This is a genomic window from Streptomyces sp. NPDC096136 (genome assembly GCF_044763325.1).
Classification (GTDB): Bacteria; Actinomycetota; Actinomycetes; order Streptomycetales; family Streptomycetaceae; genus Streptomyces.
Window position 1 is genome coordinate 585,939 of record NZ_JBIWFZ010000003.1, and the last position, 21,811, is coordinate 607,749.

A 21,811-nucleotide genomic window follows, 5' to 3' on the forward strand; every position below is an offset into this window, starting at 1 on the left:
GCAGCCGTAAGGACTACAAGTGGAACTGGCCCATTACTCGGACTATGCCGTGCGCCTGGTCAACACCGAGGAGCCGGCCCGCAACAAGGACGCCCTCACCTCGGCGGACGACGTCCGTGCCCTCTTCGGCCCCAGCGTGCAGATGGCCCGCCGGGTCACCGACACCGACGTCACCCGCTTCCGCAACGTCCGCGGCAGGCTGCGCGCCGTCTTCGAGGCCGCCGACAGCGGCGACCACGTCCTCGCGGTGGACCTCCTCAACTCCCTGCTCATGGAGTTCCCCGTCAGCCCCCAGGTCTCCGGCCACGAGCTCGTCGGCCCCGACGGCCGCCCCGACTGGCACATCCACCTCGCCGACCACCCTTCCAACGCCTCCGCCGGCTACGCCGCGATCGCCTCCTTCGGGCTGGCCTTCCACCTCACCGAGCACGGCCCCGACCGGCTCGGCCTCTGCCAGGCCCCGCCCTGCCGCAACGCCTACCTCGACACCTCCACCAACCGCTCCCGGCGCTACTGCTCCGACCGCTGCGCCACCCGCGCCAACGTCGCCGCCTACCGCGCCCGCAAGCGCCTGGAGGCCGAGGAGTCCGCGCGCAGCGGCCGGACCGCCGAGAGCGCCCAGGACAGCCGGGCCCTCAGCGAGCTCTGACGGGCCCCGCGGGGCCGCAGCCGCAGCAGGGCCGTCGCCAGCACGAGCTCGTCGGGGACGGCCCCGTAGTCGGTGCTGTCCCCCGTCTCGTTGAACGGGTTGTCGCCGAGCATCCACCAGCCGCCCGGCCGGCGCTCGGCGGCCCGCTTCACCACCAGCAGGTCCTGCTGGAGCGGATGCCGGAACACCACCACGTCACCCGGCCGGACCAGCGCCCCGTACCGGACCACCATCCGGTCCCCGTGCAGCAGCGTCGGCACCATCGACGGTCCCGACACCTCCGTGATCCCGATGCGCACCCGCGCCCGCCCGCTCTCCGCCATCTCCGGCCTCCTCGTCCCTGCCCCGCATGCTGCCGCACGGCCCCGTAGGTTCGCTCACCGCTCCTCGGCGGAGGCTGGACTTTTGTCCTAAGCCCATGGGGGCGCCCGCGAATTCCGTCTTCTCAGCGAGTAATCTCCACCCTTGAGAAGACGATCACGAGGAGGACCCACTCCATGCTTTCCCGCTTCTTCGCCCCCAAGGTGAAGGTCTCCGCCCACTGCGACCTGCCCTGCGGCGTGTACGACCCGGCCCAGGCCCGCATCGAGGCCGAGTCCGTCAAGGCCGTCCAGGAGAAGTACCAGGCCAACGAGGACGCGGACTTCCGCGCGCGCGCCATCACCATCAAGGAGCAGCGCGCCGAGCTCGCGAAGCACCACGTCTCGGTGCTGTGGAGCGACTACTTCAAGCCCCCGCACTTCGAGAAGTACCCCCAGCTGCACACGCTGGTCAACGACACCCTGAAGGCCCTCTCGGCCGCCAAGGCGTCGAACGACCCGGCGACCGGCGCCAAGGCCCTCGAGCTCATCGCCGAGATCGACCGCATCTTCTGGGAGACCAAGGCCGCCTGATCCAGGCCTTCCCCCGGCAGAACCACCGAGGGGCCCGACCGCACGCGGTCGGGCCCCTCGGTCGTCCGCTCCGGACGGCGCACGCGCTGGTCGCCGCGCGCCCCGGGGCCGCCGTCCGGACTACTCGTCCTCGTCCTCGTCGTCGTCCAGCCGCGCCAGCCAGGTGGCCAGGCGTTCGACCGGAACCTCGAAGTCGGGGTTGAGGTCCACGAAGGTGCGCAGCTGCTCGGCGAGCCACTCGAAGGTGACCTCCTCCTCGCCGCGCCGCTTCTCCAGCTCCTCGATGCCGCGATCGGTGAAGTACAAGTCGGGCTCCGTGCCGTGTCGGGATGGGGTGTTTCCCGCCAGGATAAGCCGGGTCCCCGGCGACACCTCCCGATGTCCCGCCCCCGGCGCTAGCGTGGACGCACCCGCTGGGACGTGCGGGAGAAGGGGGTCACGGGATGCCGGACGGGCGCACGGCCGGATCCGCGCGCGCCTTCGAGCTCCTGGAGCCCCTGGTCCGGGCCGCGACGGTACGCGTCCACGCGGCCCCGGGCGGGTATGACAGCGCTGGAACCGGACCCACCTGGGGAAGCGGCTTCTTCATCGCCCCCGGCTGGGTCCTCACGTGCGCGCACGTCGTCGGTGAAGGGGGTGCCGGGGTGCGTCTGGCGGGGCGTGAGGTCGGCATCAGCTTCTTCCCCGGGGGAGACACCACCACCACCGGGACGGTCACCGGGCGGGTGGAGTGCGTCCTGCCCGAGCGCCTGGAGGAGCGCCGGCCCGGGCGGAGGGCCCTGTGGGACCTACCGGACCTCGCGCTGGTCCGCGTCCTCGCCCCCGTCACCCACACCTGCGTCTGGCTCACCGACCGGGCCCGGCCCCGGCTCGACGAGGCCGCCTACTTCGGCTGCACCGAGGAGCTCGGCATCCGCGAGATCACCGGCCGCACCACCCGGCTGCGCGGCCTCGCCGGCAACGGGGCAGCCATCCGCCTCGGCGACGACGACGAGATCGAGGCCGGGATGTCCGGCGGCCCCGTGGTCGACCTGGCCCGCGGCGAGGTCGTCGGCGTGGTCAAGGCCCGCCGGCACACGGGCGGCGGCGGGCTCGCCGTGTCCGTGGCACAGCTGCGCACCCTGCCGATGCCCGCGACCGGCCGGACCGGGCTCTACCGCCGGGTCATGCAGGCCCACGACCTCTACCACTACGACCGCCACCTCAGCGACCTCGACAACCGCCGCACCTGGACCGACGTGCACGACGTCCTGCTCCTCGGGGAGGCGGACCCCTACGGCGGGCGCGGGCGGCTCACCCCCGGGGAGCGGACCACCCTGTGCGGGCTGCTCGCCGAACTTCCGCCGCCCGGCTCCTCGGAGGCCGTACGGGAGCTCGCCGAGCAGGCGCGCGGCGAGGAACCCGACACCACCCTGCCCGCCCCGCTCAGCTGGCGCGACGGCCTCGGACTGCTGCACGATCCGCCCGGCGCCGGCGGCGAGGCCGCGGCGGCGCTCCGCTACGCCACCGGCGTCAGCGTCGCCGACCACCGCGAGCCGCCCGCGCCCGGCGCCGACGAGGAGCTGTGGGACTGGGTGCGGACCACCGCCGAACGGCTGTGGCGGCCGCTGCGCCGGGAGCTCGCCGAGCGGCACGAACGGGGCCTGGACGAGCGGGAGCGCCGCAGGCGTCTGGCGGCCGGGCAGGCGGCGCTGGGCCGCGCCCGCCGGCCGGCTGGCCTGCCGTCCGGGCCGTCCGTGCTGCTGGAGGCCTGGGCGCACGGCTGGGAGGACGTCTACGACTGGCGGGTGTCGGTCCTGGCGGGCCCCGCCCGCCCCGGCCGCGTCACCCCGGTCGCCGCCGGCGTACGGGCCACCCTGGCGCGACTGCCCGACCTGCTGCGGGCCCCGCTCGCCGAGGGGTTCCGCCGCTGCGACACCCACGAGGCGGCGGCGCTCCTCGAAGTGGCGGTCGCACCCGGGCTGTTCGGGCTCGCGGTCGACGAGTGGGCCGTCTCGGGAGGGATCCCGGTGGGGGTGCAGCGGCCGGTGGTGTTCCGCCACCCGGACGGCGCCGGCGGCCCCGCCGCCGACGCGCGCTGGGCCCGGGTGCAGGCGGGACCCCTGCTGGACCAGCGCGCCGACTGCGCGCGCGGCCGCCCCCGCAGCCCGTCGCCGGGCTGGCTGGAGGGGCTGGCCGACACCACCGTGCCGGTGCTCTGCCGGGACCCGGCCGCCGAACCGACGCTGGGCGCGCTGCACTCCGTACGGGACGCGGGGTACGGGGCCGTGCTGTGCCGGCGCCCCCCGGCCGACCCGGGGGCCTCGTGCGCCCCCTTCCACCGGGGGCTGCGCGAGGAGCTCGCCGAGGCGGGCCGGGGCGCGGTGCTCCCGCAGCGCCTCCAGGCCCTGCGCCGCAGGGCCCACGGAGCGGACCCCGACGCGTACTGGGCGGCCGGGCTGGCCCTCGTCTGGGAGGACCCGGACCGGGCCCTGCCGGAGGACGAGCCGCTCCAGGGGGATCTGTGAGGCGGGGGCCCGGGAATGAGCGGCTGAGGCGCGGGAGGGAGCGGCAGTGAACGAGGAATGGCTCATCTACCGGGGCGTGGGCGAGCCCCACGACGGGATCGACGCGCTGCCCGACCCGCCGCCCTGGCGGGACTTCGACGGCGGGCCCGTCGCCGAGCCCGGCGCGGCCGCCGCGGCCCCCGACGGGAACGTCGCGCGCCGGCTGGGCGCCCACCGGCAGGCCGCCGAACTGCACCGGCCCGAGCCGGAGGAGCTGGAGGCCATCAACGCCGCGCTCTACCTGCGCAGGCCGCTGCTGGTGACCGGCTACCCCGGCACCGGCAAGTCCACCCTCGCGCACGCCGTCGCGCACGAGCTGAAGCTCGGCCGCGTGCTGCGCTGGCCCGTGGTGTCGCGGACCGTCCTCCAGGAGGGGCTCTACCGCTACGACGCCCTCGCGCGGCTCCAGGACGTGCAGATCGCCGCCGGCGGCGGAGGGGCGGGGCCCGCCCCCGGCATCGGGAAGTACATCCGGCTCGGCCCCCTCGGCACCGCCCTGCTGCCCACCGCGCGCCCGCGCGTCCTGCTCGTCGACGAGCTCGACAAGAGCGACATCGACCTCCCCAACGACCTGCTCAACGTGCTGGAGGAGGGCGAGTTCACCCTCCCCGAGCTCGAACGCGTCGCCGACTCCGAGCCCGAGGTGCAGGTCCTCACCGACGACGGGACCAGGGCGACCGTCCGCGACGGGCGGGTCCGCTGCCGCGCCTTCCCCTTCATCATCCTGACCAGCAACGGCGAACGGGACTTCCCCGCCGCCCTGCTGCGCCGCTGCATCCAGCTCAAACTGGCCCAGCCCGGCGAGAAGCGCCTCGCCACCATGGTCCGGGCCCACCTCGGGGACGAGGCCGCCCAGCTCGGGGCGGACCTGATCCGCGAGTTCCTCAGCCGCTCGCGCTCCGAGCTGGTCGCCGCCGACCAGCTGCTCAACGCCATCTACCTCACCCACTACGCCTCACCGCCCAGCCGGGAGGACCTCGCGGACCTGCTCATCCAGCGCCTCGACCGTCCGAGGTGAGGGCCGGTGCCCCGAGAGCACGCGGACCACGAGGCCGCGGGTCTGCGCACGCTGGCCGGGCTGCTCCGGGCCGCCGGGCTCGACCCGTCCCCCGAGGAGCTCGCCGACGCGCTGTGGCTGGCCGGGCGGACCCGGGAGGCCGCCCGCGCGGCGGCGCCCGGCGACGGCCCCGGCCAGGAGCCGCCGCCGGCCCGGACCCGGCCGAAGGCCCCGCCCGGGCGGCCCGCCGCCGGAAGCCCCCCGCAGGACGCCGGGGAGCCGCCGCCCGCCCGGGTGCGGGAGGACGACGACGGGGACGAGGACCCGGTCCGGCTCTACCCCGCCGGAGCCCTGGAACCCCCCGAGGCCGAGGTCCCGGTCGCCGGGGTCCCCGTACGGGTGCCCGGGGCGGCCGCGCTGCCCCGGATACTCGACATCCAGCGGGCCCTGCGCGCCCTCCAGCGCCACAGGCCGCCCGGCCCGCCCGCCCGCACCGTCCTCGACGAGCCCGCCACCGCCGAGACCAGCGCCCGCGCCCTCGGGCTGGTCCTGCCGGTCTTCCGGCCCGAGAGCCGGCGCGAGGCGACCGTACGGCTGGTGATGGACGCCTCCCCGTCGATGGCGGTGTGGCAGGACATGTTCGACGAACTGCGGGCGGTGTGCGAGCGGTTGGGCGCCTTCCGGGACGTCCAGGTGCACTACCTGCACCGGCTCCCCGACGGCACCGCCGCCGTCGGCCGAGGCCCCTCGCCGGCCGCCGGGGTGCGCTCCGGGGACCAGCTGCGCGACCCCACCGGACGGGCGCTGACCATGGTGGTCTCCGACTGCGCCGGACCGGTGTGGCGGGAGGGCGAGGCGCAGCGGCTGCTGCACCGCTGGGCCGAGTGCGCCCCCTGCGTCGTGGTCCAGCCCCTGCCGCAGCGGCTGTGGGGCCGCAGCTGGCTGCCGACCGAGCGGGGGGTGCTGGAGCGGGCCCCGGGCGGCGGGGCCGGCGCGGCGCGCGGCGGGCCGGGGCTGCGGTTCCGCCCGGACCGGCCCGCCCGCCCCGGGCGGCCCACCGGCGGGCTGACGGTGCCCGTGCTGCCGCCGAGCCCGAGCGCGCTGGGCGCCTGGGCCCGGCTCGTCGCCGGCCTCGGCTCCGGGCCCGTACCGGCGGAGGTGGGCCGGGTGCTGGCCCGCCATCCGGCCGCCCCCGTGCCGCTGCCCGCGACCGCCCGGCCCCCGCGCGAGCTGGTGCACCGCTTCCGCTCCTCCGCCGCGCCCGGCGCCGTACAGCTCGCCGTGTACCTGTCGGCGGCGCCGCTGACCCTGCCCGTGATGCGGCTGGTGCAGCGGACGATGCTGCCCGACTCGGAGCCGTCCGACCTCGCCGAGGTACTGCTCAGCGGGCTGCTGCGGCGCAGCGGGGCCGCGTCCGGGCCCTGGTACGAGTTCGTACCCGGGGTGCAGGACGTGCTGCTGGGGCCGCTGGGGCGGGACGAGGCCGCGCTGGTGCTCAAGCACTGCTCGGAGTACGTCCTGGCGCACTTCGGCCGGGGCGTGCGCAACTTCCCCGCGCTCGCGGTCTCCCAGCTGACCGGGGCCCCGGCCGCGGAGCCCGCGCAGGACGGCGAGGACGGCGAGCAGGCGCCGGCGGGGCCGCTGCCGCAGGCCTTCGCGCAGGTCTCGGCGAAGGTCGTGCGCCGCTACCTGCCCGGGCCCCCGGAGGAGGAGCCGGAGCCGGTGCCCGCACCCGTGCCGGCCGGCCGCGCCGCGTCGGTGCGGGCGGCGCGCGACCGGCTGGCCCTCGGCGACGCCGACGGCGACGCGCGCCACCTGCACGACGCCGCCGCACTGCTGCGGCGGGCCGTGGCGGTCCCGCCCGGGCCCGAGGACCCGCCGGAGGAGGCCGAGGCCGAACTGGCCGGGGTGCTGCTGCGGCTGTGGGCCGCCCAGCGGGACCCGGAGCTGCTCGACGAGGCCGAGCGGGCCGTGACCGGGCTGCGGACCGCCGTGGGGTGGGCGGCGCTGGGCCGGGTGCTGTACGAGCGGGCCCTGGCGTCGGGCCCCGACGAGGAGCCGCTGCTGGCCGCCGCCGCCCGGCAGTTCGCCGCGGCCGGAGCCGCCGCCGCGCAGGACGGGGACCTGCGGGTGGACTGCGCCGTGCGCCGTGCCCGGACCCTGGTCCGGCTGGGCGAACTCCGGGCGGACGTCGGCCCGCTCCACGAGGCCCTGGCCGCCCTGGAGCCCCTGGCCGCCGACCCGGGCACCGCGCACCCGGACGTCCTGCTGGCCCTGGGCGGGGCCCTGCTGGCCCTCCTGGCCCGCACCCCCGACCCGGCGGAGCGCACGGCCCTGGCGGAACGCGCGGCCACCGCCCTGGCGACGGCCCTCGCCGCCCTGGAGGCGGACCCCGTGGCGCCGGCCCCCGTCCCGCACCCCCGCCCGGGCCCCGCCGGTCCCGGAGCGGCCCCCGCCCCGCACGCCCCTCCCGCCGCCGGCCCGGCCAGCGCGAGCGCCGGCGGCCGGGCCGGCGGCACCCTCGGGCCCCCGGCTCCCGGCGGCACCGGCGCGGGGGCGGGCGCGACCGGGTCCACCCCCACCGGCACCGGCGGGGCCCACGACCACGCGGCCCCCGGCCCCGGCCCCGGCCCCGGACCTGGCCCCGGCGCCGGCACCGGGCATGGCTCTGGCCCCGGCCCTGGCTCTGGCCCCGGCCCTGGCCCCGGCCCTGGCTCCGGCTCCGGCCCTGGCTCCGGCTCCGGCCCTGGCTCCGGCCCTGGCTCTGGCCCCGGCCCTGGCCCCGGCCCTGGCTCCGGCTCCGGCCCTGGCTCCGGCTCCGGCCCTGGCTCCGGCCCTGGCTCCGGCCCCGGCCCTGGGCCTGGGCCTGGGTCTGGCACCAGCACCGGATCCGGACCTGGCACCGGCACCGGCACCGGACCTGGCACCGCCACCGGATCCGGACCTGGCACCGCCACCGGATCCGGCTCCGGCCCTGGGCCCGGCTCCGGCCCCGGACCTGGCTCCGGCCCCGGCCCCGGCCCCGGACTTGGCTCCGGACCTGGCCCCGGCCCCGGACCTGGCCCCGGCCCCGGACCTGGCACCGGCACCGGTTTTGGGCCCGGACCCGGCGCCGAACCTGGACCGGGCCCCGGCGCCGTCGGGCGGAGCGGGGCCGCCCCGGCCCATGAGTGTCCCGGGCCCGGGGACGGTGCCGGTTCCTCCGTCCGGCCCGGCTCGGGCGGGATCACGGGGCCCGGCACGGACGACGACGCCGGCCTTCCCGCCGCCGGCACGGACGCCGGGTGGGGCCCGTCCGGCCCCGCCGCCGGCAGGGCCGGACGGGCCCGGACCGCCCCCGGGGGAGCCGAGCGGGCGCGGCGGACCGCCCGGGTGCGCGTGGAGCTCGCCGGGGCGCTGCGGTACCTGCCCGGGCGGCTCGAGGAGGCGCGGGCCCAGCTGCTGCGGGCGCTCGACGAGGGGGTCGGGGAGCCCGAGCTGCGGCTCGCCGCCCTGCTGTGCCTCGCCCGCGTGCACCGCGCCCGGTACGCCCGCGACGGGGAGCCCGCGGCCCTGGAGGAGGCCGCCGAGGCGTACGGGCGGGCCCGGCGGCTGATCCCCCGCGACGGGGACGCCTACGCCGAACTGCTGCCCGAGTGGGGCGACGTGCTCCTGGAGCGGGCCCGCGCCGCCGACGGCCGCCGCTTCGCCTCCACCGCCGTACGGGTGCTGCGCGAGAGCCGGGCGGCGGTGGCCCAGTCCGACCCGGGGGCCGCGTACCGGCTGCTGCGGCTGGCCTCCGGGCTGCGGCTGCGGCACACGTACGAGGGGGACCTGGTCGACCTCCGCGAGGCCGAGTACCTGCTGGAGCTGGCCGTCCGGCAGAGCCGCAGCGCCCTGGAGCGGGCCCGCGCCTGGCGCGACCACGGCGACGTGCAGCAGGAGATCCACTTCCACACCCGCACCGCCGACCGGCTCGACCGGGCGGCGGACTCCTACCGGCGGGCCTGGCGCGCCGCCCTGGGGACCGGCCCGGACGACGCGCCCGGGGACACCGCCGCCGCCCTCCGGCTCGCCGCACGGGTCCAGGAACTGCGCGGCGGGGTCCTGGAACGCCTGGCCAGACCCCGCGCGGCCCTGGACGCGTACCGGGCCGCCCTGGAGCTGTGGCAGCGCCAGGGCCTGCCCGACGGGGAGCGCGCCGAGGCCCTCCGGGCGCGGATCCACGCCCTGGAGAGCGGCGGATGAGCCGTTTCCCCCCGCCGGACCGCGGGAAAGGGCAGTGGACCACGGCATTCCACCACATTCCACATTCCACGGTGCGACAGGGGGACGGGCAGCCCATGGTGACCGGACGTCAGGAAGTGGCCGCGCCCCCCGACCCCCGGCCCTGCGCCGGGCAGCTCCCCGACCTCTCCGGTCTCGACCTGGCCGCCCTGCGCGGCATCGCCCATCCGGTGCTCGCCGAGGTCATCGAGGGCCTCGTCGAGCGGGTGACCCATCCGGCCGAGATCCTCAACGCCTTCGACTCGGGCGTCGCCTGATCCCGCCCCCGGCAGGGCCGCGGCACGGGTCCGTACCGCCCGGAGTTGACCACTTTCCGCCGTTAGCCGGGGCCGTCCGGAGGGCAGGGATGGACCGTCCCGGGGGCCGGATCCCCCCACCGCCGTCCGGGGGAGGAGGCACGGGCGATGAGCCGAGCGACCACGAGCGGCCCCGCGCTGCCCGCGCACCGGACCCCCGCCGGCCTCGCCGCCCACGCCCGGCACGCCCCCTGGCCGTACGCCCGGCTCGACGTCCCCGCCCTGCGCGCCGCCGGCCATCTGCCGCAGCCCGTGGCGCAGTTCGTGCTCAAGACCCACAGCCGCTGCAACCTCGCCTGCACCTACTGCTACGTCTACGAGATGGCCGACCAGAGCTGGCGCACCCGCCCCGCCGCCATGGCCCCGGCCACCGCCCGGCGCGCGGCCGAGCGCATCGCCGAACACGCCGCCGCGCACGAACTGCCCCGCGTGGACCTCGTCCTGCACGGCGGGGAGCCCCTCCTCGCCGCCCCCGCCGAACTGGCCGCTCCCGTCGAGGCGGTACGGGCCGCGCTGGCCCGCCGCTCGCCCCGCACCCGGGTCACCGCGAGCGTGCAGACCAACGCGACCCTGCTCACCCGGGGCAGGATCGCCGCCCTGGCCGCCGCCGGGATCCGCATCGGCGTCAGCCTCGACGGTGGGCTCCCCGCCCACAACGCCCGCCGCGTCGACCACGCAGGCCGGCCCGGCTTCGGCGCGGCCGCCCGCGGCCTGAGGCTGCTGGCCCGGCACCCGGCCGGCTACGCCGGGGTGCTGTGCGTGGCCGACATCGCGCAGGACCCGGTGGAGACGTACGAGTCCCTGCTCGCGTTCGCGCCGCCCGCCATCGGCCTGCTGCTCCCGCTGGCCAACTGGAGCACCCCGCCGCCCGGCCGCACCGGACCGGCCCCCGGCACCCCGTACGCCGACTGGCTGATCGCCGTCTTCGAACGCTGGTGGCACGACGGGGCGCGGCGCACCCGCATCCGGATCTTCGAAGAGGTCATCGCGCTGCTGCTGGGCCTGCCCGCGGCGACCGAGAGCCTCGGCCTGGCCCCCGCCACCACCGCCGTGGTGGAGACCGACGGCAGCATCGAGCAGGCCGACTCCCTGAAGTCCGCCTACGAAGGGGCCGCGGCGACCGGCATGACCCTCGACACCCACAGCTTCGACGACCTCCTCGACCACCCCGGTTTCGCCGCCCGCCAACTCGGCCGCGACGCCCTCGCCGCCGGCTGCCGGGGCTGCGAGCTCGTGGAGGTCTGCGGCGGCGGCCACTATCCCCACCGCTACCGCGAGGGGGAGGGCTTCCAGCAGCCGTCCGTGTACTGCGCGGACCTCCAGACCCTGATCCGCCACATCGCCCGCGCGGTCCACACGGCCGCCACGACCCAACGGGCCGCCTCATGACCCACCCCGCACCGCCCGACCCCGCCCGCCCCACCAGCCCTGCCGACCCACCCCGCCCGCCGAGCCCCCCGGCCCCCGCCGAACCCCCGCACGGCGCCGGGGCCCCGCCCGGGGGGCGCCCGCCGCTTCCCGCCCAGCAGGCGCGCCCGCCGCAGGCACCGGCGCCCGCCGGCCCGCCGCAGCCCGCCGAGCCCCCGCACGGAGCCGGGCCCCCGCCCGGGGCCCGCCCGGGCGTCCCCGCGCAGTCGGCCGGCCCGGCGCGGCCCCTCGTACGACCCGCCCCCGACGGCCCCGAGGGGCCGCCCGCCGTCCTCGCGCGGTTCTCCGTCGGGTCCCGCCTCCTGCGCGGCCTCGCCTCCACCGAGCCCTCGCCCGAAGGGCTGCGGCTCGTCGGGGACATCCGCCGGTCCAAGCGGCTGCTCCTGCTGCGGGCCGTGCTCGACGCCGCCCCCGGGAGCGAGGCGGGGGAGTGGTGGGAGCTCCTGGAGGAGGCCGAGCGGCAGGAACCCGACGCCGTTCGGGACGTCCTGCACTACCCCTCCACCGGGGTGTGGGCGGAGGAGACCCTGCGCCGGCTCCACGCCCCGCACGGCCCCGCCCCCGACCTCGGGCACCTCGGAGCCCTCGCGGCCGCCGCCGCCCTGCGCGCCGGGATCGGCTTCAAGACCACCCTGCGGCCCGCCCACGGCCGCCTCGCCCTGCCCACCCTCGGCCTGCTGCGCCCCGAGCGGCCCGGCCCGCTCGCCCTGACCGAGCGCTCCTGGGACACCTCCGACGTCCTCCCGCTCCACCCCCTGCCAGGCGGCCGCACCTCCCTCGACGACCTCGACCCCTACCGCGCCCCCGCCGCCGGCCACCCCGCGCCCGTCCGACCGGCCCGCCGGCTCACCCCCAAGGGGCACAAGCGCTGGGACACCCAGTGGACCGGCGCGCTCACCCTCCTGGAGCGCTACGACTCCGCCCGAGCCGACGAGGCGGGCCGCCTGCTGCGCTGCGTCGTCCCCCTCGGCGGCGGCTCCCGCTCCAGCGGTGCCACCCTCCCCGCCGCCGCCGGGGCGGTCCTGGCCCGGGTCCAGTCCCCGCCCGCGCTGGCCGCGACCCTCGTCCACGAGGTGCAGCACGGCAAACTGGCCGCCCTCACCGACGTCCTCGCCCTCCACACCGCCGACCGCACCCCCCGCCACTGGGCCCCCTGGCGCCCCGACCCGCGCCCCCTCGACGGGCTGCTCCACGGCACGTACGCCCACCTGGCCCTGGCCGGCTACTGGCAGCGCGCCGCCCTCTACGGGGCCCGCGGCGCCTGGGCCCAGCACGCCCGGATCCGCGCCCAGGTGGCCGCCGTCCTGCCCGTCCTGCGCGCCCACGCCCGACTGACCCCCGCCGGACGGGAGTTCGTCGACGGCATGACCGAGGCCGAGCGGGCCATGGACGAGCTGCCGCCGCCCGGCGACCAGCACGCCACCGCCCGCCGCGCCCTCGAACGCGAGCGCCGCGCCTGGTGCGCGGCACACCCCGAACTCGCGCCGTTCGCAGGGGCCTGACGGGCCGTCCGCTGCGGTACCTTTCAAGCCCGCCCCTCGCACCGGCCCTGCCGCCCCGGTACCACCGCCGGCGGCAGCGCCCCCGCACCGCCCCGCACCCGTCCACCGCCGCACGGACACCCCAGGGAGACGGCCGCATGACCGGTACCGGTACGCGTCACGACCGCGACGGAGCCGCCCAGCCCCAGCGCTTCGTCATCAGCTTCGCCGGCTTCAACCGCCCCTGGGCGGTGTGGATCGCCCACCGCCTGGAGGAGCACGGCCACCGCGTCGCCCTCCAGCGCTGGGACCCGCAGACCGGCCCCGGCATCACCGAGGCCCTCGACGACCTCGCCCGTGCGGGCGGCAAGGTCCTCGTCGTCCTCAGCGAGCGCTACTTCTCCGTCGGCACCCACACCGACGAGGAGTGGAACGCGGCCCTGCGCACCGTCACCGAGGCACACCCCGACCGGTTCGCCGCCGTCTGCCTGACCGACGCCCCGCTGCCCAGTGCCGTCGCCGCCCTGGAGAAGGCCGACCTGTGGGGCCTGGACGCCTACGAGGCCGAGTACCGCGTCCTGCGCCGCCTCGACCTGCCCACCGACCGGATCGGCACCGAGAGCGGCCGCCGCGGCCCCCGCTTCCCCAACGACCCGCCCGAGATCTGGGGCCGCGTCCCGCGCCGCAATCCCCGCTTCACCGGCCGCAACGACGTGATCGGCCGCCTGCGCGCCGCCCTCACCGAGGCCCCGCCCGGCGCCTCCACCGTCACCCTCCTGGGACTGTCCGGCGTGGGCAAGACCCAGGTCGCCACCGAGTACGCCTACCGCTTCGCCTCCGAGTACGACGTCGTCTGGTGGGTCCCCGCCGAGGACCGCCCCACCCTTCGCGAACGCCTCGCCGACCTGGCCGTCGAACTCGGCCTGCCGCGCGGCGCCGGCAGCTACGGCGAGCAGATCCGGGCCGTCCTGGAGGCACTGCGGCGCGGCTCCCCGTACCACCGCTGGCTGCTGGTCTTCGACGGCTGCGACAACCCCGACGACCTCACCGACCTGCTGCCCTCCGGCGCCGGCGACGTCATCATCACCTCCCGCAACCGCGAATGGGCCGCCCGGCACACCAGCCTCGTCGAAGTCCCCCTCTACGCCCGCCCGGAGTCCGTCACCTTCATCCGCCGCCGGGCCCGCCGCCTCACCGGAGAGGAGGCCGACCAGCTCGCCGAGGCCCTGGAGGACTACCCCCTCGCCCTCGACCAGACCGCCGGCTGGCTCGCCGACTCCCCGCTCGGCGTCGGCGAGTACCTCGCCCTCCTCCAGCGCCGCCTCGACTCCCACGAGGCCGTCACCCTCTCCGACGACTACCCGCTGCCCTTCCCGACCGCCCTGGCGATACTCCTCAACAACGTCCGCGAGAACTTCCCCGACGCCCTCGCCCTGCTGCGCCTGTTCGTGTTCTTCGCCCCCGGCCGGGTCCCGCTGCGCCTGCTGCGCGAGTTCCCCGCCGAGGACGTCCCCGAACACCTCGCCGGGATCGTCAACGACCAGATCCGCTGGAACGCCGCCCTCAACAAACTCGTCCAGTTCTCCGTCGTCCGCCTGGAGTACTCCGACCTGTCCGTCGAGGAGGGCGGCGGCCTGGAGACCGTCCAGCTGCACCGCATGGTCCACAACATCGTCCGCGAGAACCTCGCCGAGGAGGAGGCCGACCAGCTCTCCCGCGCCGTCCGCCAGGTCCTCGCCGCCGCCGACCCCGGCCGCCCCACCGACTCCCGGCTGTGGCCCCGCTACGCCGAACTCATCCCCCACCTGGAACCCGCCGGGGTGCTCACCAGCAGCAACCCCCGCATCCAGAACTTCCTGCTGCACTGCCTGCGCTTCCTGATCCTCGCCGGCGAGTACCGCACCTGCCTGCGCCTGGCCGAACAGACCGACGGCGTCTGGCGGGCCATGCTCGGCGACGACCACGACCAGGTCCGCGAACTCAGCTACCACTACGGCGGCGCCCTGCGCATGCTCGGCCACTTCCGCCGGGCCGAGGCCCTCGCCCGCCAGGTCGCCGACCGGCTCGTCGCCGAACGCGGCGAACGCGACCTGGAGACCCTCCGCGCCACCAGCACCTACGCGGGCGTCCTGCTCAGCACCGCCAAGTTCGACCAGGCCCGCACCCTCCTGGAACACGCCTTCGCCAGCTACCGCGAACTCCTCGGCGAGGACGACTCCACCACCCTCAACGCCCAGAACAACGTCGCCGTCGCCCTGCGCCTGCTCGGCCGCTACCAGGAGGCCTACGACACCGACCTGGACACCCTGCGCCGCCGTGAACGCGTGCTGCGCGTCCGGCACATCGCCACCCTCTCCTCCGGCATCGGCTGCGCCATGGGCCTGCGCCTCATGGGCCGCTACCGCGAGGCGCTCGCCCGCCAGGAACAGGGCCTCAAACTGCACGTCCAGGTCCTCGGGGCCAACCACCCGCAGACCCTGCGCGCCGAACACAACCTCGGCCAGTGCCTGCGCCGCACCGGCGACATCCCCGGCGCCGGCGCCCGCCTGCGCAGCGTCCTGGAACGCTCCACCCGCGTGTTCGGCGCCGAGTTCCCCTGGACCCTGATGGTCGCCTCCGACTACGCCACCTACCTGCGCGAGTACGGGGACATCGAGGAGGCCCGCCGGATCTCCGAGGAGGTCGTCCGCGGCTACCAGTCGCAGCTGGGCCTCGCCCACCCGTACAGCATCGGCACGGTCGGCAACCTCGGCCTGGTCCTGCGCGCCCAGGGCGAACGCGCCGAGGCCCTGAGCCTCGCCGAACAGGCCCTGGTCGGCATGCGCGGCGCCCTCGGCGACCGCCACCCCTGGACCCTGGGCTGCGCCCTCAACGCCACCGGCCACCGCAACATCACCGGCCGCCTGGACTCGGCCCTGGACCTCAGCCGCGAGACCCTGCGCGCCACCGAACAGGTCCTCGGCCCCGACCACCCCATGGCCCTCAGCGCCCAGATCGCCCTGGCCGCCGACCTGCGCGCGGTACGGGAGGACGCGGAGGCCGCCAAACACGAGGACGCCGGCCTCAAGGCCCTCACCCGCACCCTGGGCCCCCAGCACGTCCACACGGTCTCGGCCCGCCAGCAGACCAGGCCCTACTGGGACTTCGAACCGCAGCCGTAACCAGCCCGCCGGCGAGGCCGGGGAGTGCCGCGGTACGCCGGAAGGCCCGGCCCCCCTCCTGGGGGGCCGGGCCTTCCTCCTTCGTGCAGGTCGCGTCGGCGACTACGCCTCGAAGACCTCGTTCATCAGCAGCTGCTGCTCCGCCTGGTGGCGCTTCGCGGAGCCCACCGCCGGGGACGAGCCGTGCGGACGCGAGATGCGCCGCAGGCGCTCGCCCGCCGGGATGTCCGCGCCGACCGCCAGGTCGAGGTGGTCGATCAGGTTCAGCGCGATGAACGGCCACGCACCCTGGTTCGCCGGCTCCTCCTGCGCCCAGATGTACTTCGCCGCGTTCGGGAACTTGGCGATCTCCGCCTGGAGTTCCGCGCCCGGCAGCGGGTACAGCCGCTCGATGCGGATGATCGCGGTGTCGGTGATGCCGCGCTTCTCCCGCTCGGCCTCCAGGTCGTAGTAGACCTTGCCCGCGCAGAAGACGACCTTGCGGACGGCGTTCGGGTCGACCGTGGTGTCCCCGATGACCGGACGGAACGAACCGCTCGTGAACTCCTCCGCCTTCGACGCCGCGGCCTTCAGGCGCAGCATCGACTTCGGGGTGAAGACGATGAGCGGCTTGTGGTGCGGGTTGTGGACCTGCCAGCGCAGCAGGTGGAAGTAGTTCGACGGCAGGGTCGGCATCGCGACCGTCATGTTGTCCTGCGCGCACATCTGCAGGAAGCGCTCCGGGCGGGCGGACGAGTGGTCCGGGCCCTGGCCCTCGTAGCCGTGCGGCAGCAGCAGCGTGACGCCGGAGGTCTGGCCCCACTTCTGCTCGGCCGAGGAGATGAACTCGTCGACGACGGTCTGCGCGCCGTTGACGAAGTCACCGAACTGGGCCTCCCACAGCACCAGCGCGTCCGGGCGGGCCAGCGAGTAGCCGTACTCGAAGCCCATGGCCGCGTACTCGGAGAGCAGCGAGTCGTAGACGTTGTAGCGGGCCTGGTCGTCCGACAGGTACTGCAGCGGCGTGTAGTCGTTGCCGGTCTCCCGGTCGATGAGGACCGCGTGGCGCTGGCCGAAGGTGCCGCGGCGGGAGTCCTGGCCGGACAGGCGGACCGGGGTGCCCTCCATCAGCAGCGAGCCGAAGGCCAGGGTCTCGCCCATGCCCCAGTCGATGGTGCCGTCTTCGACCATCGCCGCGCGGCGCTGCAGCTGCGGCAGCAGACGCGGGTGGACCGTGTGGCCCTCGGGGATGTTGACCTGGGACTCGGCGATCCGCTTGACGACGTCCTGCGAGATCGCGGTGTTCACCGCGACCGGGAACTCCTGCGCGGTCTGCGCCGGCGCGACGGCGGCGCCCGCGGGCTGCGTGGCGGCCTCGCGGACCTCCGCGAAGACCTTCTCCAGCTGGCCCTGGAAGTCCTGGAGCGCCTGCTCCGCCTCTTCCAGCGTGATGTCGCCGCGACCGATGAGGGACTCGGTGTACAGCTTGCGCACCGAGCGCTTCTTGTCGATCAGGTCGTACATCAGCGGCTGCGTGAACGCCGGGTTGTCCGACTCGTTGTGACCGCGGCGGCGGTAGCAGATGAGGTCGATCACGACGTCCTTGTTGAACGCCTGGCGGAACTCGAAGGCGAGCCGCGCGACGCGGACCACGGCCTCCGGGTCGTCGCCGTTCACGTGGAAGATCGGCGCCTCGATCATGCGGGCCACGTCGGTCGCGTACATCGACGAACGCGAGGACTCCGGGGCGGCGGTGAAGCCGACCTGGTTGTTGATCACGACGTGGACGGTGCCGCCGGTGCGGTAGCCGCGCAGCTGCGACATGTTCAGGGTCTCGGCGACCACGCCCTGGCCGGCGAACGCGGCGTCGCCGTGCAGGGCGACGGGCAGGACGGTGAAGTCCGTGCCGGCCTTGCCGATGACGTCCTGCTTGGCGCGGGCGACACCCTCCAGGACCGGGTCCACGGCCTCCAGGTGCGAGGGGTTGGCGACGAGCGAGACCTTGATCTGCTCCCCGTCCAGGCCCGTGAAGGTGCCCTCGGCGCCCAGGTGGTACTTGACGTCGCCGGAGCCGTGCATGGACTTCGGGTCGAGGTTGCCCTCGAACTCGCGGAAGATCTGCGCGTACGACTTGCCGACGATGTTCGCCAGGACGTTCAGGCGGCCGCGGTGGGCCATGCCGATGACGACCTCGTCGAGGCGGGCCTCGGCGGCCGAGTCGATGACGGCGTCGAGCAGCGGGATGACGGACTCGCCGCCCTCCAGCGAGAAGCGCTTCTGGCCGACGTACTTCGTCTGCAGGAAGGTCTCGAAGGCCTCCGCCGCGTTCAGGCGGCGCAGGATGCGCAGCTGCTCCTCGCGCTCCGGCTTGGAGTGCGCGCGCTCGATGCGGTCCTGGATCCAGCGGCGCTGCTTCGGGTCCTGGATGTGCATGAACTCGACGCCGGTGGTGCGGCAGTACGAGTCGCGCAGCACGCCGAGGATGTCGCGGAGCTTCATCATCGACTTGCCGGCGAAGCCGCCGACCGCGAACTCGCGCTCCAGGTCCCACAGGGTGAGGCCGTGCTCGGTGATGTCGAGGTCGGGGTGCTTGCGCTGCTTGTACTCCAGCGGGTCGGTGTCGGCCATGACGTGGCCGCGGACCCGGTAGGAGTGGATCAGCTCGAAGACGCGGGCGGCCTTCGTGACGTCGTCGTCGTGGGACGCGTCGATGTCGCGCATCCAGCGGACCGGCTCGTACGGGATCCGCAGCGACTCGAAGACGCTGTCGTAGAAGCCGTTCTCGCCGAGGAGGAAGTTCGCGACGACGCGCAGGAACTCGCCGGAGGCCGCACCCTGGATGACCCGGTGGTCGTAGGTCGAGGTCAGGGTCATGACCTTGGAGATGCCCAGCTTGTTCAGGGTGTCCTGCGAGGTGCCCTGGAACTCGGCGGGGTAGTCCATGGAGCCGACGCCCATGATGACCGACTGTCCGGGCATCAGGCGGGGCACGGAGTGGACGGTGCCCAGGCCGCCGGGGTTGGTCAGGGAGACCGTGACGCCGGTGAAGTCGTCCATCGTCAGCTTGCCGACGCGGGCGCGGCGGACGATGTCCTCGTAGGCCTGCCAGAACTCGAAGAAGTTCAGGGTCTCGGCCTTCTTGATGCCGGCGACGACGAGCTGGCGGTCGCCGTTCGGCTTGACCAGGTCGATCGCGAGGCCGAAGTTCACGTGCTCCGGCTTGACCAGGGTCGGCTTGCCGTCCTTCTCCTGGAAGGAGTAGTTCATCGACGGCATGGCCTTGATGGCCTGCACCATCGCGTAGCCGATGAGGTGGGTGAAGGAGATCTTCCCACCGCGGGCGCGCTTGAGGTGGTTGTTGATGACGATGCGGTTGTCGAACAGCAGCTTCACCGGGACGGCGCGCACGGACGTGGCCGTCGGCACCTCCAGCGAGGCGTTCATGTTCTTGGCCACGGCGGCCGCGGGACCGCGGAGCGTCACCAGCTCGGGGCCCTGGGGGGCCTCGGTGGCGGGCGCGGCCTTCTGAGCCGGGGTGGTGGCGGCCGGAGCCGCGGCCTGAGGGGCGGGCGCGGCCGGTGCGGCGGCCGGGGCCTGGGAGGTGACAGTCACAGCAGGGGCACCAGAGGGGGTGGCAGGAGCAGGGGAAGGAGCTGACACGGGAGTGGTCGCGGCGGGGGCCGGCGCGGCGGGCGCCGCCCCCGTGGCGGCGTCGGCGGCCTGCGGGAGCGCGACGGGGGCGGTGGCGGCCTGTGCGGAGGCGCCATCCGTCGTCGCGGACTTCTCGGGACCGTCCGCCTTCACCGGAGCGGCAGCGCCCCCCGGCTTGTAGTCGGCGAAGAAGTCCCACCAGGCCCGGTCGACCGAGTTCGGGTCCTGGAGGTACTGCTGATAGATCTCGTCGACGAGCCACTCATTCGCGCCGAAGCCTGAGGCAGGGGTCTTCCCGCCCTCTGCTGCGTCGGTCGTGGTGCTCGGGTTACTGGGGGACTGTGGCGACACGGCGGCAACCGCCCTCTTCCGCTTCACAAGGTATGGACAGCGGGAATAAAGGCTACGCCTCCCCGGCGGTGCAATGCAGGCCGGGCGGGACTTCCGTCGCGCAGGTCACACCGAACGGCGGGTTTCGCCACGTGGAATGGCGGGAAACAAGCGTGGTTCGGGTAGGCGGCAGCCAGGTTGCGACCCCCATGGCCTCGCACCCCTGACGACCTCGGGCACGTGTGGCCGAGATCATGTCCTTCCCACTCGAACCCTACGTCAAGACAGCACCGGCGAGCTGCCCGGAAGGGTGACAAGGATTCGGCAACCACGTGACGATTCGGCCACGCGGATCTCCCCTCCGTGCAGGCCGACGGCCCAGCGGGCGATCGCCAGCCCCAGCCCGGTGCCCCCGTCGCCGCCGCCCGCCGAGCCCCGGTTGAACCGCTCGAAGACCCGGTGCCGCTCCGCCTCCGGAATCCCCGGCCCCTCGTCCACGACCTCCAGGGCCAGGCTCCCGGGCGTGTCGCCCGACCGCGCCCGGACCGTGACCCGGCCGTGCGCCGGACTGTGCTTGACGGCGTTGTCGATCAGGTTCGCCACCACCTGGTGCAGCCGCTCCGCGTCCGCGTACGCGGTCAGCTCCGGAGGATGCACGTCCAGATGGAGGTGCACGTCGTTGCGGGTGTGCCCACCCGAACCGGAAGACAGGCCAGGGCGCCCCGCGGCCGCCAGCCCCGACTCCTTCAGCACCCCCGACAGGTACGGCCACACCTCGAAGCGGCGCGCCTTCAGCGGCACCACCCCGTTGTCCACCCGCGACAGGTCCAGCAGCGTCTCCACCAGCCGGCCGAGCCGCTCCGCCTGCTTCAGCATCGTCCGCATGGTCTCCGGATCGGCCTCCGAGACCCCGTCCACCACGTTCTCCAGCACGGCCCGCAGCCCCGCGATCGGAGTGCGGAGCTCGTGCGAGACGTTCGCGACCAGCTCTCGACGGTGCCTGTCCTCGGCCTCCAGATCGCCGGCCATCCGGTTGATCGTCGAGGCCAGATCGCCCAGCTCGTCCCGGCGCCCCGCCCCGCTCACCCGGCGGGTGTAGTCCCCGTGCGAGATGGCCCGGGCGACCGTCGTCATCTCGTCCAGCGGCGCCGTCAGGCCGTGCGCCACGAACTGGGTGATCAGCATCGAGGCGATCACCGAGAAGACCGTGATGAACCGCAGCTCCGTGTCCGTGCGCAGCGCCACCATCAGCAGCCCGGTGGTGATGAACACCGAGACCACGACGAGCGTGCCCAGCTTGGTCTTGATCGAGAACGGCGAGAACGGCCGGAGCCCCCCGTCGGGGCGCCCGCCGCTCACGCCTGCGCCGGGGTCTCCAGGGCGTACCCGACGCCGTGGACCGTGCGGATCCGCTCCGCGCCGATCTTCCGGCGCAGGGCCTTGATGTGGCTGTCGACGGTCCGGGTGCCCGACGCGTCGGCCCAGTCCCACACCTCCGCCAGCAGCTGCTCCCGCGACAGCACCGCCCGCGGGGTCCCCGCCAGGCACACCAGCAGGTCGAACTCGGTCGGCGTCAGGTGCACGTCCTCCGCCTGCACCCGCACCCGGCGCTGGGCGTGGTCGATCTCCAGGTCCCCCAGCCGCAGGGTCGCCCCGCGCGGGGCGGTAGCGGCCTGGGTGGCCCGTTCCACCCGGCGCAGCAGCACGTGCACCCGCGCGGCCAGCTCGCGCATGGAGAACGGCTTCGTCATGTAGTCGTCCGCCCCGACCCCCAGGCCGACCAGCATGTCGGTCTCGTCGTCCCGGGCCGTCAGCATCAGCACCGGGACCGGCCGCTGCGCCTGCACCCGCCGGCACACCTCCAGCCCGTCGAAGCCGGGCAGCATGACGTCCAGCACCAGCAGCTCGGGCAGCCAGCTCTCGGCCGACGCGACGGCGGCCGGGCCGTCGTAGGCCGTCTGCACCTGGAAGCCCTCGGCACGCAGCCGGGCCGCGATGGCGTCGGCGATGGTGCGGTCGTCCTCGACCACCAGCACGCGCCGCTGGGCACCTGGGGTGGCCGCGGCGCCGTTGTGGGTGTGTGTCTGTTCCATGTCCCGCCCCTGATGATCCGCGTGATGGCTGGGGTGCAGCG

14 protein-coding genes are annotated in these 21,811 nt (G+C 75.4%); 9 read left to right on the forward strand and 5 right to left on the reverse strand.

The window, feature by feature from the left end:
- Nucleotides 1-19: 19 nt before the first annotated feature.
- Nucleotides 20-649 (forward strand): CGNR zinc finger domain-containing protein, encoded by a 630-nt coding sequence (locus tag ACIRBY_RS09045; protein ID WP_403898120.1) that lies wholly within the window; start codon nucleotides 20-22, stop codon nucleotides 647-649.
- On the opposite strand, the gene sodX is transcribed toward ACIRBY_RS09045, so the two are convergent.
- Entirely contained in the window at nucleotides 553-972 is a 420-nt protein-coding gene (sodX, locus tag ACIRBY_RS09050) for a nickel-type superoxide dismutase maturation protease (RefSeq protein ID WP_403898123.1), read from the reverse strand. The two genes, ACIRBY_RS09045 and sodX, sit on opposite strands and share 97 nt — an antisense overlap.
- 174 nt (nucleotides 973-1,146) lie before the next feature.
- Between sodX and sodN the strand changes: the two genes are divergently transcribed.
- Nucleotides 1,147-1,542, forward strand: coding sequence for a superoxide dismutase, Ni (gene sodN, locus ACIRBY_RS09055; RefSeq protein WP_007266490.1), 396 nt, complete (start codon nucleotides 1,147-1,149; stop codon nucleotides 1,540-1,542).
- A 120-nt stretch (nucleotides 1,543-1,662) separates the two neighbouring features.
- Here the strand turns inward: sodN and ACIRBY_RS09060 are convergent, their stop codons facing one another.
- Entirely contained in the window at nucleotides 1,663-1,848 is a 186-nt protein-coding gene (locus ACIRBY_RS09060) for a DUF6104 family protein (protein ID WP_018102711.1), read from the reverse strand.
- 137 nt (nucleotides 1,849-1,985) lie between these two features.
- Here ACIRBY_RS09060 and ACIRBY_RS09065 point away from each other — a divergent pair, with 137 nt between their 5' ends.
- The 7 genes from ACIRBY_RS09065 (at nucleotide 1,986) to fxsT (ending at nucleotide 15,717) form a co-directional block, all read left to right on the forward strand.
- Entirely contained in the window at nucleotides 1,986-4,049 is a 2,064-nt protein-coding gene (locus tag ACIRBY_RS09065) for a trypsin-like peptidase domain-containing protein (protein ID WP_403898128.1), read from the forward strand.
- Between the two features lie 46 nt (nucleotides 4,050-4,095).
- Complete coding sequence (locus ACIRBY_RS09070) at nucleotides 4,096-5,106, forward strand: AAA family ATPase (RefSeq protein WP_403898131.1); 1,011 nt, start codon at nucleotides 4,096-4,098, stop codon at nucleotides 5,104-5,106.
- A gap of 6 nt (nucleotides 5,107-5,112) precedes the next feature.
- Complete coding sequence (locus ACIRBY_RS09075) at nucleotides 5,113-9,312, forward strand: SAV_2336 N-terminal domain-related protein (protein ID WP_403898134.1); 4,200 nt, start codon at nucleotides 5,113-5,115, stop codon at nucleotides 9,310-9,312.
- A 95-nt stretch (nucleotides 9,313-9,407) separates the two neighbouring features.
- Complete coding sequence (gene fxsA / locus ACIRBY_RS09080; RefSeq protein WP_366452523.1) at nucleotides 9,408-9,608, forward strand: FxSxx-COOH cyclophane-containing RiPP peptide; 201 nt, start codon at nucleotides 9,408-9,410, stop codon at nucleotides 9,606-9,608.
- A 147-nt stretch (nucleotides 9,609-9,755) separates the two neighbouring features.
- Nucleotides 9,756-11,036 carry an FxsB family cyclophane-forming radical SAM/SPASM peptide maturase gene (locus tag ACIRBY_RS09085; protein ID WP_403898139.1) on the forward strand — a complete coding sequence of 427 codons (1,281 nt, stop codon included), beginning with the start codon at nucleotides 9,756-9,758 and terminating at the stop codon, nucleotides 11,034-11,036.
- Complete coding sequence (locus ACIRBY_RS09090; RefSeq protein WP_403898142.1) at nucleotides 11,033-12,577, forward strand: aKG-HExxH-type peptide beta-hydroxylase; 1,545 nt, start codon at nucleotides 11,033-11,035, stop codon at nucleotides 12,575-12,577. The genes ACIRBY_RS09085 and ACIRBY_RS09090 overlap by 4 nt, the downstream gene beginning before the upstream one ends.
- 137 nt (nucleotides 12,578-12,714) lie before the next feature.
- Nucleotides 12,715-15,717, forward strand: a complete 3,003-nt coding sequence (fxsT, locus tag ACIRBY_RS09095) for an FxSxx-COOH system tetratricopeptide repeat protein (protein WP_403898145.1) — start codon at nucleotides 12,715-12,717, stop codon at nucleotides 15,715-15,717.
- 102 nt (nucleotides 15,718-15,819) lie between these two features.
- On the opposite strand, the gene ACIRBY_RS09100 is transcribed toward fxsT, so the two are convergent.
- From ACIRBY_RS09100 to ACIRBY_RS09110, 3 genes are all read right to left on the reverse strand, one after another.
- Nucleotides 15,820-19,698: a multifunctional oxoglutarate decarboxylase/oxoglutarate dehydrogenase thiamine pyrophosphate-binding subunit/dihydrolipoyllysine-residue succinyltransferase subunit gene (locus ACIRBY_RS09100; protein WP_403898148.1), complete on the reverse strand. Its 3,879-nt coding sequence runs from the start codon at nucleotides 19,696-19,698 to the stop codon at nucleotides 15,820-15,822.
- Nucleotides 19,699-19,956: 258 nt separating this feature from the next.
- On the reverse strand, nucleotides 19,957-21,036 hold the full coding sequence (locus ACIRBY_RS09105; protein WP_403898151.1) for an ATP-binding protein: 1,080 nt from the start codon (nucleotides 21,034-21,036) through the stop codon (nucleotides 19,957-19,959).
- On the reverse strand, nucleotides 21,033-21,770 hold the full coding sequence (locus ACIRBY_RS09110; protein WP_042820756.1) for a response regulator transcription factor: 738 nt from the start codon (nucleotides 21,768-21,770) through the stop codon (nucleotides 21,033-21,035). The genes ACIRBY_RS09105 and ACIRBY_RS09110 overlap by 4 nt, the downstream gene beginning before the upstream one ends.
- Between the last annotated feature and the right edge of the window lie 41 nt (nucleotides 21,771-21,811).